Annotated in this window: 12 protein-coding genes; 7 read left to right on the top strand and 5 right to left on the bottom strand. The window is 66.6% G+C overall.

Annotated elements, in window-relative coordinates:
• Window positions 1-275: 275 nt before the first annotated feature.
• From ACM0PK_RS17595 to ACM0PK_RS17585, 3 genes are read left to right on the top strand one after another with little or no spacing between them, the layout of a single operon-like run.
• Window positions 276-2,093, top strand: coding sequence for a sensor histidine kinase (locus ACM0PK_RS17595; RefSeq protein WP_111007681.1), 1,818 nt, complete (start codon window positions 276-278; stop codon window positions 2,091-2,093).
• Complete coding sequence (locus ACM0PK_RS17590) at window positions 2,090-2,530, top strand: response regulator (protein ID WP_005411057.1); 441 nt, start codon at window positions 2,090-2,092, stop codon at window positions 2,528-2,530. Before ACM0PK_RS17595 ends, ACM0PK_RS17590 begins: the two co-directional genes overlap by 4 nt.
• A gap of 4 nt (window positions 2,531-2,534) precedes the next feature.
• Complete coding sequence (locus ACM0PK_RS17585; protein ID WP_005419354.1) at window positions 2,535-4,046, top strand: ATP-binding response regulator; 1,512 nt, start codon at window positions 2,535-2,537, stop codon at window positions 4,044-4,046.
• Between the two features lie 80 nt (window positions 4,047-4,126).
• Here the strand turns inward: ACM0PK_RS17585 and ACM0PK_RS17580 are convergent, their stop codons facing one another.
• A complete protein-coding gene (locus ACM0PK_RS17580) occupies window positions 4,127-4,867 on the bottom strand; it encodes a proteasome-type protease (RefSeq protein ID WP_180885273.1) in 741 nt (246 codons plus the stop codon).
• 89 nt (window positions 4,868-4,956) lie between these two features.
• Here ACM0PK_RS17580 and folK point away from each other — a divergent pair, with 89 nt between their 5' ends.
• Complete coding sequence (gene folK / locus ACM0PK_RS17575; protein ID WP_053498221.1) at window positions 4,957-5,442, top strand: 2-amino-4-hydroxy-6-hydroxymethyldihydropteridine diphosphokinase; 486 nt, start codon at window positions 4,957-4,959, stop codon at window positions 5,440-5,442.
• A gap of 59 nt (window positions 5,443-5,501) precedes the next feature.
• Here folK and ACM0PK_RS17570 read toward each other — a convergent pair whose 3' ends face one another.
• Entirely contained in the window at window positions 5,502-6,239 is a 738-nt protein-coding gene (locus ACM0PK_RS17570; protein WP_005419347.1) for a pteridine reductase, read from the bottom strand.
• Window positions 6,240-6,298: 59 nt separating this feature from the next.
• Between ACM0PK_RS17570 and ACM0PK_RS17565 the strand changes: the two genes are divergently transcribed.
• Together ACM0PK_RS17565 and ACM0PK_RS17560 are read left to right on the top strand one after the other, a co-directional pair.
• Window positions 6,299-7,483 (top strand): class I SAM-dependent methyltransferase, encoded by a 1,185-nt coding sequence (locus ACM0PK_RS17565; RefSeq protein ID WP_235646795.1) that lies wholly within the window; start codon window positions 6,299-6,301, stop codon window positions 7,481-7,483.
• Window positions 7,480-7,872, top strand: coding sequence for a VanZ family protein (locus ACM0PK_RS17560; protein WP_414607963.1), 393 nt, complete (start codon window positions 7,480-7,482; stop codon window positions 7,870-7,872). Before ACM0PK_RS17565 ends, ACM0PK_RS17560 begins: the two co-directional genes overlap by 4 nt.
• Window positions 7,873-7,990: 118 nt before the next feature.
• Here ACM0PK_RS17560 and ACM0PK_RS17555 read toward each other — a convergent pair whose 3' ends face one another.
• The 3 genes from ACM0PK_RS17555 to ACM0PK_RS17545 all read right to left on the bottom strand — a co-directional run bounded on the left by ACM0PK_RS17555 (window position 7,991) and on the right by ACM0PK_RS17545 (window position 14,283).
• Entirely contained in the window at window positions 7,991-10,348 is a 2,358-nt protein-coding gene (locus ACM0PK_RS17555) for a family 20 glycosylhydrolase (RefSeq protein ID WP_414607964.1), read from the bottom strand.
• A gap of 111 nt (window positions 10,349-10,459) precedes the next feature.
• Window positions 10,460-13,123, bottom strand: coding sequence for a TonB-dependent receptor (locus tag ACM0PK_RS17550; protein WP_088496524.1), 2,664 nt, complete (start codon window positions 13,121-13,123; stop codon window positions 10,460-10,462).
• A 143-nt stretch (window positions 13,124-13,266) separates the two neighbouring features.
• Complete coding sequence (locus tag ACM0PK_RS17545; protein WP_414607965.1) at window positions 13,267-14,283, bottom strand: glucokinase family protein; 1,017 nt, start codon at window positions 14,281-14,283, stop codon at window positions 13,267-13,269.
• A gap of 375 nt (window positions 14,284-14,658) precedes the next feature.
• Between ACM0PK_RS17545 and ACM0PK_RS17540 the strand changes: the two genes are divergently transcribed.
• Window positions 14,659-15,951 (top strand): sugar MFS transporter, encoded by a 1,293-nt coding sequence (locus ACM0PK_RS17540; RefSeq protein WP_414607966.1) that lies wholly within the window; start codon window positions 14,659-14,661, stop codon window positions 15,949-15,951.
• The last annotated feature ends 7 nt before the right edge of the window (window positions 15,952-15,958 follow it).

The following is a 15,958-nucleotide window of genomic DNA, read 5'->3' as shown; positions in this document are numbered from 1 at the left end:
TACAGAGCGATCGAAAAGACCTAGAGCCGAACGGTCGTCCGCGCCGGGCTCTCGGCACCTAAGGTGCCAGAGTCGGAAGAGATAAGAGCCGAGCCATGCTCGGCTGGAACTCCAAGGCAGCCGAGCGTGGGCTTGGCCCTACAGGTCTGATTGCCAACCCGTTCAGCCGACCGCGCTGGAAATTCCAGAGTTGTGACCGCCTGCGCTATATTGCCGGTTCCGCCGCAACCGGGCTCGACCCGGCCAACGCGTCGCGGCAGAGCTGACGAGGAACTATGGCGCTGGTTTTCAGTGACGACATCTGGGACCGCTGGCGGTTGCCGGCCTTGGCGCTGGCCGCCGCCGCGATCATCGTGGTGCCGTGGTTGACCCTGCGTAAACTGCAGCAGGACAGCGAACAAGCGATGGCCTGGGTCAACCACACCCAGGCCGTGGGCGTGGCACTGCAGCAACTGCAGGCCGATGTGCGCGATGTTGAATCGGCCGCTTTGACCCTGTCCAAGGGCGTGGATGCCCCCGGCCTGCGCGAGCGCATGGCCCGGGCCGATGAAATTCCCGGGCGCCTGGCCGAACTGGGCCGGATGACCCGCGACAATCCCGACCAGCTGATCCGCATCGGTCGGATCGAATCGATGCTGGAAGGCCGCATGACACTCGCCCGCGAGCTGGCCAGGTCCGAGCCGAACAGCGACCAGCGCGAGCTGGTGCAGGACCTGAGTACGCGCTATCCCATCCGCGGGCTGGTGGAAGAACTGCAGGCCAGCGAGCAGAAGCTGCTGGCGCTGCGCGCCGAGCAGGCGGCGCGCCAGCGCAAGCAGACCGAACTGGTGTCGTGGAGTTCGCTGGTGATCCAGCTGGCGCTGCTCGGCCTGGTGCTGTGGCTGCTGCAGCGGCAGATCGGCCGTCGCCTGCATGCGGAGCGGCAATCGCTGCGCTCGGCTGCACGTGCGGCGTCGGTGCTGCAGACCGTGCGCGAACCGATCGTGCTGCTCGACCGCGACCTGCGCGTGCAGCTGCACAATCCAGCATTCGCTGAGCTTTACGGCCTGCAGGACGAGCGCGCCGACGGCCTGCTGCTGGAAAACGTTGGCGACAACGCCTGGCAGGACCCGGTGGTCCGGCAGCGCCTGGCCGACGTGCTGTCGCGCGGTCGCGAACTGTGGGACTTCGAGCACGAGCAGCGCACCGCTGACGGCGTGGTGCGCTACATGCTGCTCAACGCGCGGCGCATGCCGCTGCCCGACAGCGATGACGAGGTGGTGCTGCTGACCATCAGCGACGTCACCATGCAGCGCGCAGTGCAGCTGCGCGTGGAAGAGCTGAACCGCCAGCTGGAAGGCAAGGTTGCGCAGGTATCCGAGGTCAACCGCGAGCTGGAGGCCTTCAGCTATTCGGTCTCGCATGACCTGCGTGCACCGCTGCGCCACGTGGCCGGATTCTCCGACAAGCTGTCGCGCCACCTCGGCGATCAGGCCGATGACAAGAGCCGCCACTATCTGGACGTGATTTCCAGTTCGGCCCGGCGCATGGCAGCGTTGATCGACGACCTGCTGGTCTACTCGCGCCTTGGCCGCGCGGCGATGCGGCAGCAGGCGGTGGACATGCAGTCGCTGGTGGCCGACACCCGGGCCATGCTCGATTCCAACCTGCAGGCCGAGGCCGAGAATAGCGGCCATGTGCACCAGGTGGAGTGGAACATCGCGCCGCTGCCGATCGTGGTGGGCGACGAGAACATGATCCGCCAGGTCTGGCTCAACCTGCTCGGCAACGCAGTGAAGTACTCGGGCAACCGCGAGCCGGCGAAGATCCGCGTTGACTACCAGCAGCAGCCCGACGGCGGCCATCAGTTCACGGTCAGCGACAATGGTGCAGGCTTTGACATGGCCTACGCCGGCAAGCTGTTCGGTGTGTTCCAGCGCCTGCACAAGGCCAGTGACTATCCGGGGACCGGCATCGGCCTGGCCAGCGTGCGCCGCGTGCTGACCCGCCATGGTGGCCGTATCTGGGCCGAGGCCGAACCGGACGTCGGCGCCACCTTCCACTTCTACCTGCCCCCCGCGACCGACGCGGACAAACAAGGTCCTTCTGCATGACGACTCTGCGCACCATTCTTCTCGCCGAAGACAGCCCGGCGGATGCCGAAATGGCGATCGACGCCCTGGAAGAAGCGCGTCTGGCCAATCCCATCGTGCACGTCGAGGACGGCGTGGAAGTGATGGACTACCTGCTGCGCCGCGGTGCCTTCGCCAACCGCGAGGAAGGCTTGCCGGCGGTGCTGCTGCTGGACATCAAGATGCCGCGCATGGATGGCCTGGAAGTGCTGCGGCAGATCCGCGAGCACGAAGAACTCAAGCGGCTGCCGGTGGTGATCCTGTCGTCCTCGCGCGAGGAAAGCGACCTGGCCCGCAGCTGGGACATGGGCGTGAACGCCTACGTGGTCAAGCCGGTGGACGTGGACCAGTTCTTCGGCGCGGTGCAGACCCTGGGCAAGTTCTGGGCGTTGATCAACCAGGCACCGGAACTCGAGTGAGCCCATGCCCCTGACCGGTCCCGCCCTGGGGGCGCTGCGCATCCTGCTGGTGGAAGACTCACCGGAAGATGCCGAGCTGATGTCCGAACAGATGCTCGACGCGGGCCTGGAGGCCCGCTTCGAGCGTGTCGAGAGCGAGGCGGAACTGCGCCAGGCACTGGCGGTTTTCCAGCCGGACATCGTGCTGTCCGACCTGAGCATGCCGGGGTTCTCCGGTGACGACGCGCTGCGCATCGTGCGCGAGACCTCGCCGGAGGTGCCCTTCATCTTCGTCTCCGGCACGATGGGTGAGGAGAATGCGGTGGCGGCGCTGCAGAAGGGCGCCAACGACTACATCATCAAGCACCAGCCTGCGCGCCTGCCTTCGGCGGTCGCGCGTGCGATCCGCGATGCACGCAGTGCGGTCGAGCGCGCACGCGTGGAAACCGAACTGATGCGTGCGCAGCGGCTGGAAAGCCTGTCTCTGCTTGCCGCCGGGCTCAGCCACGACCTGCGCAACATCCTGCAGCCGTTGCTGATCATGCCGGACCTGCTGAAGGCCCGCACCGAGGATCCGCAGCTGCACCATCTGGCCGACGTCATCGCCGAGTGTGGCCGCCGCGGCCACGAGATGGCCGAGTCGATGCTGTCGTTCGTGCGTGGTTCGCGCAAGCCGAGCGAGCGCATCGAGATCGATGGCCTGTTCGATGCGGTGGCGCTGCTGTTGCGCAGCAACGTGCCCGATGCCGTGCGCCTGGAACTGCAGGTGCTGGACGAAGGCCTGGTAGTCGACGCCAACTACACTGAACTGCAGCAGGTAATGCTGAACCTGGCGCTCAACGCGATCCAGGCGATGCCCAACGGTGGCCGCCTGAGCCTGACCGCCAGCCATGCCGGCCAGCGCGATGGCGTGGACTGGATGCAGATCTGCGTGTCCGACGAAGGCATCGGCATGGATGCGGACACGCTGTCGCACCTGTTCAATCCGTTCTTCACCACCAAGGCCGATGGCACCGGCCTGGGCCTGATTTCCTGCAAGCGCATCGTCGAAGGCGCCGGCGGCAGCATCCATGTCAGCAGCCAACCAGGGCAGGGCACCTGCTTCGAGCTGCGCTTGCCGATGCACGAAGCCAGCGACGGCAGCGAGCCGATCGAGCAGCTGGTGGCCCTGGGCAGTGGCCAGTCGATCCTGGTGGTCGACGGCGAAGCCACGCGCCTGTCGCTGCTCGGCAACGCGCTGTCCAGCCAGGGGTATCAGCTGCAGCTGGCCTCCGATGGCCCGGCGGCGCTGCGCTGGATGCAGCAGGAGGCGATGCCGGCGCTGGTGATTGCAGACGCCGGCTCAAAGCTGCTGCCGGCCAGCCAGCTGCTGGGCGAGATGGCTGCGCTGGGCTATCGCGGCCCGGCGCTGGTGCTGGAGGACGCGGCGGTGGCGGTGCCTGCCGATGCCTTCCCGGCAGGCGTGGACGTCCATGTACTGCGCAAGCCGCTGCAGATGCAGCAGGTGTTCCGGGCAGTGGCCGAGGCGCTCGGCTGATGCCGCTGGGGTTCAGTAGAGCCGAGCCTATGCTCGGCTGGTGTTTGCATTGACCTCGACAGCCGAGCATGGGCTCGGCTCTACAGGGCGGTTTCCCAGGGGAACCGCGGCAGCGCGTCCACCGCCTGTTCCAGGCGCCGCGACCAGTTCTGGTGGATGTCGGCATACAGCGTGGAATCCGCGCCCAGCCGCAGTTGCTGGCCGATGCGCAGTTCACCGTCGCGCAGCAGCGCCAGGTCGATCGGCAGGCCTACCGACAGGTTGGAACGGATGGTGGAGTCCAACGAGACGATCGCCGTGCGGGCGGCATCCTCCAGGCGCGTGGCGGGGCTGAGGATACGGTCGAGGATCGGCTTGCCGTACTTGGATTCACCGATCTGCAGGTAGGGCGTCTCCGGCGAGGCGGCGATGGCGTTGCCGAGCGGGTAGATCATGTACAGCCCAGGCCGCTCACCGGCAATCTGGCCGCCGAAGATCAGCGTGGCCTGGGTATTGACCCCATCGTGGCCATGTTCACTGTGGCTGCTGTGCACCTGGCTGTCCACCAGCAACTGGCCAACGTACTCGGCAGCTTCGAACAGGTGGGTCATGTCGTGCAGATTGGGTGAGCGCCGTTCGTCGGCATCGCGGCCCAGGCGCGACACCAGCAGCTGGGTGGTGGCCAGGTTGCCAGCCGCCATCAGCACGTAGGCTGCCTGGCCGGGATATTCGAACACGTGCAGCTTGCGATGCACGCGTACATCGTCCAGCGAGGCATTGGTCCGGGTGTCGGCAGCGAAGACCAGGCCCTCGTCCACCTCGATTCCAACGCAATAGGTCATGTCGGTGCCCTATCATGTGCGTCCCGGATTGTAGGCAGGCCGCCGTGACGACGGCATGTCCACGCCCCCATCGCTGCCACCTGAACCGCATGACGACCGTGCTCCTGAGCCTGGGCAGCAATGTCCAGCCCCGCCGCTACCTCCACGCCGCGGTGGCGGCCCTGCGCGAGCGCTTCGGCGCGCTGCAGGTCTCGCCGGCCTACCGTACCGCCGCGGTCGGCTTCGACGGCCCGGCCTTCCTCAACAACGCGGTGGCGATCGAGACGGACTTGCCGCTGCAGGAACTGGACGACTGGCTGCATGCGCTGGAGGATGCGCACGGCCGCGACCGTAGTGGGCCGCGCTTCTCCGACCGGACCCTGGATATCGACGTGGTGTTCTACGGCGACCTGGTGGTGGAAGGTCCCGGCCACCTGCGCATTCCCCGTCCCGAACTGAAGCATGCCTTCGTGCTGAAGCCGCTGGCCGATATCGCGCCCGACTTCATCGATCCGGTCAGCGGGCTGGACCTGGCCACGCTGTGGCGCGCGCACGCGCAGTTTGGCGAGGCGTTCGAGGTGGTTGACCTGGATTGATGGAGGTTGCCGGCAGCGGCCGGCATGACCGGTAGCGCCGGCCGCTGGCCGGCAACCTCTCAGCTGACCGTGCGCCCGCCATCCACGCGCAGCGTGTGGCCGGTGACGAAGCTGGCTTCGGCCACCAGCCAGTACACCGCTTCGGCGATCTCCTCGACCGTACCGATCCGCGCCAAAGGCGTGCGCGCCAGCAGGGCCTCGCGGGCGAAATCGTCCTTGCCCTGTTCCGGCCACAGGATCGCGCCGGGCGCCACCGCATTGACCCGCACCTTGGGCGCCAGCTCCAGCGCCAGCGAACGGGTGGCCATCTCCAGCGCGGCCTTGGCCATGGTGTAGGCGATGTGGTCGCGCATCGGGTCGGTGCCGTGCAGGTCGGTCAGGTTGACGATGCAGCCCTGCTGGCGGCGCAGGTACGGCGCGGCCGCCTGTGACAACAGCAGTGGCGCGCGCGCATTGACCGCATACAGCTCGTCCATCGCCTCGGCGGTGACCTGGCCGAGCGGGGTGGCATAGAAGTTGGAGGCGTTGTTGACCAGCGCGTCCAGGCGGCCGAAGTGGGTAACGGCCTGTTCCACCAGGTCGGGCAGGGCGTCGGCGTCACGCAGGTCGGCCTGCAGCGCAAGCACGCTTCCGGGCCGCACGTTGTCGAAATCGAACGCGGCCTGCTGCAGTTCGGCGCTGGAGGTGTTGGCATGCAGTACCACCGACCAGCCACAGGCGTGGAACTGGCGGGCGATGGCCGCACCGATCCGGCGCGCGCTGCCGGTGATCAGGACCACGGGGTGGGTATCGCTCATCGAGAGTCCTCCAAGGCTCGGCTATCCTGTGCACCATTGTCACCGCATTCGAAGACGCCATGCAGCCCACCTTCCCCCTGCCCGAAGCCGATGCCCTGGCCCACAGCGACCAGCTGGCGGCCGCCCTGCGCGCCGAAATCCTTGCGCAGGGCGGGGCGATGCCGTTCTCGCGCTTCATGGAGCTGTGCCTGTACACCCCCGGCTGGGGCTACTACAGCGCCGGCGCCAGCAAGTTCGGTGGCAGTGGCGACTTCACCACCGCACCCGAGCTCGGCAGCCTGTTCGCCGGCAGCGTGGCCAATGCGCTGGCGCCAGTGTTCGCCCAGCTGGGCGCGCAGGCCCGCATGCTGGAACTGGGCGGCGGTACCGGCGCCTTCGCCGAGGCCGTGCTGCTGCGCCTGGCCGAACTGGACGCGCTGCCATCGCGCTACGCCATCCTCGAACCCAGCGCCGACCTGCGCGAGCGCCAGCAGCAGCGCCTGCAGCAGAACCTGCCGGCCGAGTTGGCCGCGCGCGTGGACTGGATCGACCGCCCGTTCGACGAGGACTGGGAGGGCGTGGTGTTCGCCAACGAGGTGATCGACGCGCTGCCGACCCCGCGTTTCCTGATCCGGGACGGCGAGGTCTATGAGGAAACCGTCGAGCTTGATGGCGAAGGCAACTTCATCCGTGGCGCGCAGCCGGCTGACATCCTGCTCAACGGTGCGGTGCGCCACATCGAGCGCTACCTGGAAAAGCCCTTTGCCGACGGTTACCGCTCCGAAGTGTTGCCGCAGCTGCCGTACTGGCTGCAGGCAGTGGCTGGCGGCCTGCAGCGTGGTGCGATGCTGTTTGTCGATTACGGTTACAGCCGCAGCGAGTTCTACCAGCACGACCGCGACGATGGCACGGTCCGCGCGTTCTACCGCCACCACGTGCACAACGACGTGCATCGTTGGCCCGGCCTGCAGGACATCACCGCGTCGGTGGATTTCACCGCGATGGCCGAGGCGGGCATGCACGGTGGTTTCGAATTGGCGGGGTACTGCAGCCAGGCCAGTTTCCTGCTCGGCAACGGCCTGGACCAGGTGCTGCTGCTGGCCGAAGAGCGTACGGATGAGGTCGGCCGCATCCAGCTGCGTGACCAGGTGAAGAAGCTGACCCTGCCTACCGAGATGGGCGAGCGCTTCCAGGCCATCGGCCTGCAGCGCGGCGTCGACTTCGAGCCGGCGTTCGAACTGGGCGACCTGAGCTGGCGCCTGTGAGCGAGGTGTTGCCGGTGATCAAGCCGCTGCGGCGGCCGCGGTTGTGGGCCGTGCTGTGGGGTTTGGCCGTGCTGCTGGTGATTGTGGTCTGCCTGATCCCGCCACCGCCGATTCCGTTGCCGGAAAACAGCGACAAGGGCGAACACTTCCTCGCCTATTTCATCCTGGCAGGCAGCGCGGTGCAGCTGTTCCGTCGGGGCCGCCCGCTGCTGTGGGTGGGCGTGGGCCTGGTGCTGATGGGCATCGGCATCGAGTTCGCGCAGGGCGCACTGACCAGCAACCGCACTGCTGACCCGATGGATGCACTGGCCAACACGATCGGCGTGCTGGCGGGCATGGCCACGGCACTGACCCCATTGCGCGATCTGCTGATGCGCTGGCGGGGCTGAGGTTCCTGTAGAGCCGAGCCCGTGCTCGGCTCCCTCCCGAAAGGCAGCCGAGCATGGGCTCGGCTCTACAGTAGATCCACGCGATGCGTGGATGGATTGCGCCAGGACAGGCTTGCGGTTACTTCTTCAGCGTGACCTCATCCAGCACCCACATCGCCGGGCGCGTATCGCCGGTGAAGTTGATGCACAGGTCACCCGTGCCCTGCGTGCCCTTCGGCAGCGCCGCACGCAGGGTCACGAAGCCATCGGCATCGGGCGTGGCCGGCAGCGGTACCTGAGCCAGCACCTTGCCCGTGCAATCACCGCGGCGGATCAGCATTTCGCCGTGTGCGCTCCGGGCCTTTTCGAAGCGACGCTTGGGTTCATCGTGGGCCAGCTGGAAGTAGTACGGAATGCGGCCCGCGCGGACCTCCACACTGCCGATGCCGTCCAGCTGCGCCTGCGGCCAGCGCCAGCATGGCTGGAAGATGTCGACGTTGAACACCGCACGCGTTCCCTCGCGCGGGCCGTCGTCTTCCAGGCGCAGCACCAGCCCCTTCTTGCCCACACAGCTGAGCAGCGCATCGCTGCGGCGGCTGAGCAGCGACTGCGCGGTGAACGTGGCGATGGTCGGCTTCGCGGCCAGCATCTGGCCCTGGTAGAACGCAGCGGCCTGCACGGTGGTCGGCAGCGTCGCGGTCAGCGGCTGTTGGTACAACGGCGACTGCGCGGTCACCGGCTGGCCATCGGTGCTGTAGCGCACTTCATAGCCCAGCGGATTGGCCAGCGATAGGGTCACGGAGTTTTTCGCGCGATCATCGGTGTAGTCCACGCCCACTTCGAACGGGGTCTGCGCGTAGGCCAGGCCCCAGGCACGGTAGCGCTGCAGCTGCGCGGGCAGGCGCGCGAGGAAATCGCGGAAGTCGCGATGTTCCGGCGTGCTCCAGCCGGTCTCGGCCACTGCCGCCAGGCGCGGGAACAGGTTGTGCTGCAGGCGTGCGTAGGTGCGCGTGTGCTCGGTGAACATGTTGGCCTGCAGACCGAGAATGTGCTGGCGCTTGTCGGCCGCCAGCTCGGCCGGCACCGGCTCGTAGTTGTACAACTTGCCGAGGTTGACCTGGGCCGGGCGGCCCGGCGGTTCGTTCGGCGAGGCCGTCTGCAGGTAATCCAGATAGAGGTAGCCCACCGGCGACATGACCACGTCATGGCCAGCACTGGCCGCGGCCAGGCCACCTTCGGTGCCCTGCCACGACATCACCGTGGCCTGCGGTGGCAGGCCGCCTTCGAGGATTTCATCCCACCCGATCAGGCGCCGGTCGTGCTTCTCCAGGAAGGTCTCCAAGCGCTTGATGATGTGGCTCTGCATGGCCATTTCATCCTTGATGCCCAGTGCACGCATGCGCTGCTGCACCTGCTTCGAGGCTTCCCACTGGTCCTTGACTGCCTCGTCGCCGCCCACGTGCACGTACTTCGCAGGGAACAGCGCGATCACTTCTTCCAGCACGTTCTCGAGGAAGGTGACGGTGCTGTCTTCCACGTTGAACAGGTTCGGGAACACGCCCCATTCACTGATCGGCTTCAGCGGGGTGTTGATCGAACCCAGTTCCGGGTACGCGGCGATCGCCGCGGTGGCATGGCCGGGCACATCGATTTCTGGAATCACCTGGATATGCAGCCTGGCGGCATAGGCGATCACTTCGCGGATCTGCTCCTGCGTGTAGAAGCCGCAGTACGGATGCTCCTTACCGCTGGCCGGATCGATGCCACCGTCGCCGGCCGGCAGGCGGCAGCTGCCCACCTCGGTCAGCTTCGGGTAGCGCTTGATCTCCATGCGCCAGCCCTGGTCATCGGTGAGGTGCCAATGGAAGGTATTGAGCTTGTGCGCGGCCATCGCATCGAGCACGCGCTTGATCTCATCCAGGCTCTGGAAGTGCCGCGCCGAGTCGAGCATGAAGCCGCGCCAGCTGAAGCGTGGCGCGTCCTGGATCTGCACCGCCGGCAGCAGGCCGTTGCTGCCACCCGTGGCCAGCTGGGCAAGCGTGGTTGCGCCGTAGAACAGGCCGGTTTCGTTGCCGGCCTGCACCAGCACGCCCTGCGCGGTGCTTTCCAGCGTGTAGCTCTCACCGCTGTCGCGGAAGGTCGGAACGATCTGGAAGCGGATGCTGCCCGACGTGCCTGCCGCCTTGCCCTTGGCCAGCGCAAGCCGCGGACCGTCACTGCGGGCCAGCAGGTCGGCGAACTGGGTGGCGACGCGCTGCGCGGCTTCGCCTTCGGCGTGCAGCGCGGTATCGGCGCGTACGGTGATGCCGCTACCCTGGCCGGGCTGCACCGTGGCCGGGGCGGGAATCAGCATCAGGCTGCCGGCACGCAGCTGCGGACCCGGTGCTTCAGCGGCCGGCGTGGGATCGGCGGCGAGTGCGGGCAGTGCCGGCAACAGGGCGAGCAGGCTGCCCAGCAGCACTGCGCTGCGCATCCGGGCGCGGGAAGGCTTGACCATCGGAACGACTCCTTGGAACGGTGCGATGAACGCTATACATGAAAAACGCCGGGCCCGGAATGACCCAGGCCCGGCGTGCGTGCACGACTCGGCGATGTTGCTGCCGCTGGATCAGTACTTGAAGCGGAAGTTGAGGTAGTACTGGCGGCCGTTGCTGTAGAACGAGGTCGGGATGGCCGCGGTCTGGTAGTACTTGTAGGTCGGGTTGTTGAGGTTCAGGCCATCCAGGCTGATGCTCAGCCAATCGGTGGCCTTGTAGCTCAGCGATGCCGACAGCGTGCCGAAGTCATCCTGGTAGTACGGGTTGGTGCCCGACAGGCTGATCAGGAACGAGGAACGGCGGGTGTAGCTGACCCGGGCGCCAAAGCGCTCGTTCTCGAAGTAGGCACCCACGTTGTAGGTGTTCTTCGAAGTACCCAGCAGGTTGTGCGAACCATCCGACCAGGTGTGCGAGGTGGTGCCGTTGGCGTAGGTGTAGTTGGCATTGATGCCGAAGTACTCGCCGATCGGCTGCTCGTAGGCCACTTCCACGCCGGTGACCTTGCCGTCGGCATTGATCGGGGTGGAGATCTGGTAGGTCTCAAGCTGGTTGGTCAGTTCGCTGTAGAGCTGGCGCGAGACCACGTCGAAGGCGATGTAGTCCTTCAGCTTCATGTGGTACGCGCCCACCGACAGCAGGCCGCGCGGCATGAAGTACCACTCCAGGTTGGCATCGAGGTTGGTCGACAGGGTCGGCTTGAGGTTCGGATTGCCGCCGCCGCCGGTGCGGTTCAGGTCCGAGCCGTACGAGGACGCGCCCAGTGCCGAGTAGTCCGGCAGGGTCTGGGTCTGCGAGGCGGCGACACGCAGCACCAGCGAGTCGTCCAGGTCGAACTTGATGTTGGCGCTGGGCAGGACACGGTTGCGCTTGTTCTGGAAGGCCAGGCGCTCCCACATGCCGAACAGGCTGCTGACATCGGCATCTGCGGCCTTGCTGACGGCGTTGTAGGTGTCGATGTCCTGCTTGATGTTGACGTAGCGCAGGCCGACGTTGCCGCTCCACCAGTCGCCGCGGAAGTTGGCCTGCACGTAGCCGGCGAAGTTCTTTTCCTTCACCTTCCACTCGGCGCCATAGTTGTGGCGACCGGTCGGGCCGTCATTGCCGGCCAGCCAGGTGGAGTTGTTGGTCACCGCGTCCTTCAGCGCGCCCGGGGTGAAGTACCACAGGTTGCGCGGGAAAGTGCCGCCGATGTCACCGGCAAAGCCGCTGGGATAGTTGGCCGTGGCACCGTTCTTCAGCGCGCTCCAGATGTCACCCGGGGTTGCACCTTCCGGCGACAGCGCTTCGCGCTTGTGGTCGGCGAAACGCAGGCCGAAGTCGATCGAGCTCAGTACGCCGCCATCATTGAAGTACTGGTTGAAGTCGAGCGTGGCCCACTTCTCCTTGTCTTCAGCGGTGACCTGCTGGTTGCCCCAGGTGCCGAAGCTGGTCACGCCGTTGGGCGAGAGGTCGCCGCCGACGTTCCAGTCGATCGGCGAGCCATTGCCGTGGGTGGCCCAGCTGGCGCCGCCGCCGTTGGCCAGGGTGACCTCGGCGATGTACTGGCGCGGCGTCTCGCCGGTGCCCTTGGTGCTGCCGGCCTGGAACGTGGCGGTCAGGCTGTCGCTGATCTGCCAGTCGGCATCGAAGGTGACATAGCTCGACTTGGCCTTCGACTCGCGGTAGATCATGTCGTACACCGCATAGTCGGTGCCCGGCACGCCCCTGTAGGTGGCGTTGGTCAGCACGCCGTCCTTGACCACATAGCCCGGATCCGGCGCCTGCGACTTGGCGAAGCTGTTGCCGAACATCATGAAGTTGCGGTTGTAGTTGTTGGCCTTCAGCTCGGAGCTGAAACCATTCAGGCCCAGGGTGAGGCTGTCGCTCGGCTTGAACTGCAGCGAGACCAGGCCGCCCTTGCGTTCGCGGGTCTGTTCGAACAGGGTCGAACCCAGCAGGCCCGGCACGTTGACGCCGATCAGGTCCGGATTGGTCCTGGCGACCGGATCGCCGGCGCCGATCTTGAAGAAGCCGCCCGGGATTTCCTGCGCTTCACGGCGCAGTTCGCGCTTCTGGCTGAAGCCCTGCACCATCACGCCGAAGGTGCCTTCGTCGTTCTTGTAATTGAACAACGCCGAGTACTGCGGATCGGTCGATTTGGCCAGGTCCGAACGCACCGCACCGATGGAGCCTTCCGCGGTGAACGGCTTGGAGAATTCCAGCGGCTTGCGGGTGATGATGTTGACGGTACCGGTGGTGCCGCCGTCCTGCAGCTTGGCCTGCGAGGACTTGTTCACTTCCACCGAGCTGACCAGTTCCGACGGCAGCAGCGAGTAGCTGACGCTGCGGCCGACGTTGTTGCCCTGGCTGAGCACGAACCAGTCGGCCGAGCCGACGGTGTGGCCGTTGATCAGGGTCTGGGTCAGGCTCGGGCTGGTGCCGCGCAGGCTGACACGGTCGGCTTCATCGAAGCCGCCTTCGTCGGCGCTGGACGAGCTGATGTTGACGCCCGGCAGGCGCTGCAGGGTATCGGCAACGTTGTGCGCGGGCAGCTTGCCCACGTCTTCGGCGGTGACCACTTCCACGCGCGCATTGGCTTCGCGCTTGGTGTCCAGCGATTTTTCCATCGAGCCACGGATGCCGGTAACGGTCACGGTGTCCAGATCGGTGGCGGTCGGGGCAGCCTGCTGCGCGTGCGCACTGAAGGCGATGCAGCTGACGATGGCGGCCGAAAGCAGGGTCTTGCGGGTGTTCATGATGTCTCTCCTCATCACTCGATTGGGTGCCGGCGGCGGTGTTCGGTTACGGTTGCGATGACATGCGCGGGGCGGCGGCGAAGTCCCGTGCGTTGGCGTGCCACGTACTGCGTGCTGCGATTGCGTTGAAGCCTGTTGCGGTGTCAGGCGGCCGATTGCTGCAGGTACCAGCTGGCAGCGCCGACCACGCCCAGCTGGCCGTGCTCGACGACCTTCACCGGGATGCGCGCCAGCGCTTCGCCCATCGGCCCCTTCTGCAGGTAGCGTTCGACGAAGGTGCTGGCGTGCAGGTATTCGCGGATCTGCGGCAGGATGCCGCCGGCCAGGTAGACGCCACCGTGGGCGCCGTAGAACAGCGCCATGTCGCCGATGGTGCTGCCGAGCAGGCCACAGAACACGTCCAGCGCCTGGCGCGCATGCGTATCGGTATCGGCCATGGCGGCGGCGGTGACTGCGTCGGGGCTTGCCAGGGTCGGCGCCTGCCCCTGCAGCGCGCACACCGCACGGTACAGGTTCATCAGGCCGGGGCCGGAGATCGCATGCTCGATCGACACGTGCGCGCGGTCGCGCTGCATGTGGCGGACGATGGCCATTTCCAGTTCGGTGCTGGCCGCCAGGGTCGGCTGGCCGGCTTCGGTGGGCAGCACCACCGGGCCGTGCGCGGTGGGGATCCACAGCGCGGCGCCCAGACCGGTGCCGGGGCCGACCACCAGGGTCGGGCCGCGTGCGGCGGTCTCCGGCCCGCACAGGTGCAGCACGCCGCTGGCGTCCACCTGCGCGGCGGCGTAGGCCACCGCTTCGAAATCGTTGACGATGTAGACCCGCTGCAGGCCGACATCGGCTTCCACCTGGCGCGCCGACAGCGGCCACGGCAGGTTGGCGGTGATCACCGTGCCGTCTTCGCGGGCATAGCCGGCGCTGGCGACCACGCAATGCGTGGGCCGCGGGCCTTCGCCCAGGAAGTCGGACAGGATCGCGCTGAGGCCGGCATGGTCGGCATTGCGGTACTTGCGGTACTCCAGCACCTGCACCGGATGGGTGGCGTCACCGCTGGCCTGGACCCGGGCCACGCGCACATGGGTGCCACCGACGTCGGCGGCCAGGAACGAGGGCGCGACGCGGGACAGGACATGCGACGGGGCGGGGTGGCTGGCGGTCACGCGGGCTCCTGCTGCAGGTAGGGCCGGCCCGGGGATCGGGGGCGGCATTGGGGCGGAGTCTGTAACCGCGCTGACAACGATGTCAACGAGTTCGTGACACTTTCGTTGCTGCGTCGCAACGAATGCGGTATGCAGTAAACGTTTACATGGTGTGAGTACGGGTTTCACGTGGGAACCCTTGCTGCACGGGGCTCTAGGCCTGCCGCGCATTCAGCGGGGCGTACCGCGGTGGGCTTGCGCAGTGCAGCACGAGGTTTACCCAGGCGTGCATGGAAGTTGACAAACCGCCGTTGTCCATCGAAAGAATGTGACAACGTTGTTCCCAGCCACTCTCCGACGCCGCGTTCTGCGGCCGTCGCCGCAGGAGCCCTCCTGATGTCCGCCGTCCCCGCTGCAAGCGCGCGCCCGAACGTGGCCACCTCCATCGCCATCGTTGGCGTGTTGTTCTTCCTGATCGGCTTCTTCACCTGGCTCAACGGCCCGCTGATCACCTTCGTCAAGTTGGCCTTCGAACTCAGCGAGGTCGGCGCCTTCCTGGTGCTGATGGTGTTCTACCTGTCCTATTTCTTCCTGGCCCTGCCGGCGTCCTGGATCCTGCGCCGCACCGGCATGAAGAAGGGTCTGAGCCTGAGCCTGCTGGTGATGGCCGCGGGGGCCGCGTTGTTCGGTGAATTCGCGACCCAGCGCTGGTACCCGGGCGCGCTCGGCGGCCTGTTCGTGATCGGCAGCGGCCTGGCCCTGCTGCAGACCGCGATCAACCCCTACATTTCCATCCTTGGTCCGATTGAAACCGCGGCACGCCGCATCGCGCTGATGGGCATCTGCAACAAGATTGCCGGCATGCTGGCGCCGGTGCTGATCGGCACTCTGGTGCTGCGTGGCATCGGCGATCTGGACAAGCAGGTGCAGGCCGCCGACGCGGTCACCAAGGTCGCGCTGCTCAACGAATTCGCCGCCAAGATCCATGCGCCGTACCTGGCGATGGCCGCGCTGCTGGTGGTGCTGGCGGTGGCCGTGCTGTTCTCGCCTCTGCCGGAGATCAAGTCCTCCGAAGCCAATGCAACGCCGTCAGGCGCACCGGGGACGGCCGAGCGCCGCAGCATCTTCCAGTTCCCGCACCTGTGGCTGGGCGTGCTGTGCCTGTTCGTGTACGTAGGCGTGGAAGTCATGGCTGGTGATGCGATCGGCACCTACGGCCACGGTTTCGGCTTGCCGCTGGACCAGACCAAGATGTTCACCTCGCTGACGCTGGGTGCGATGTTGGCCGGCTACGTGGTCGGCCTGCTGGCGATCCCCGGCCTGGTCTCGCAGTCGCGCTACCTGACCATCTCGGCCGTCATGGGCGTGGTGTTCTGCCTGGGCGCCTGGGCTACGCACGGCTACGTCTCGGTGGCCTTCGTGGCGCTGCTGGGCTTTGCCAACGCCATGATGTGGCCGGCCATCTTCCCGCTGGCGATCCGCGGCCTGGGCCGCTTCACCGAGACCGGCTCGGCCCTGCTGGTGATGGGCATCGCCGGCGGCGCGATCATTCCGCAGCTGTTCGCCGTGCTCAAGCAGCACATCGACTTCCAGCTGGTGTTCGTGCTGCTGATGGTGCCGTGCTACCTGTACATCCTGTTCTACTCGGTGATCGGCCATCGTGCCGGCCTGCCGCAGGACAAGGCCTGATCGGCGA

It is taken from the genome of Stenotrophomonas sp. FR010 (assembly GCF_047520755.2).
Classification (GTDB): domain Bacteria; phylum Pseudomonadota; class Gammaproteobacteria; order Xanthomonadales; family Xanthomonadaceae; genus Stenotrophomonas; species Stenotrophomonas sepilia.
The sequence above is the reverse complement of the archived record's forward strand: the minus strand, read 5'-3'. Positions and strand labels throughout refer to the sequence as shown.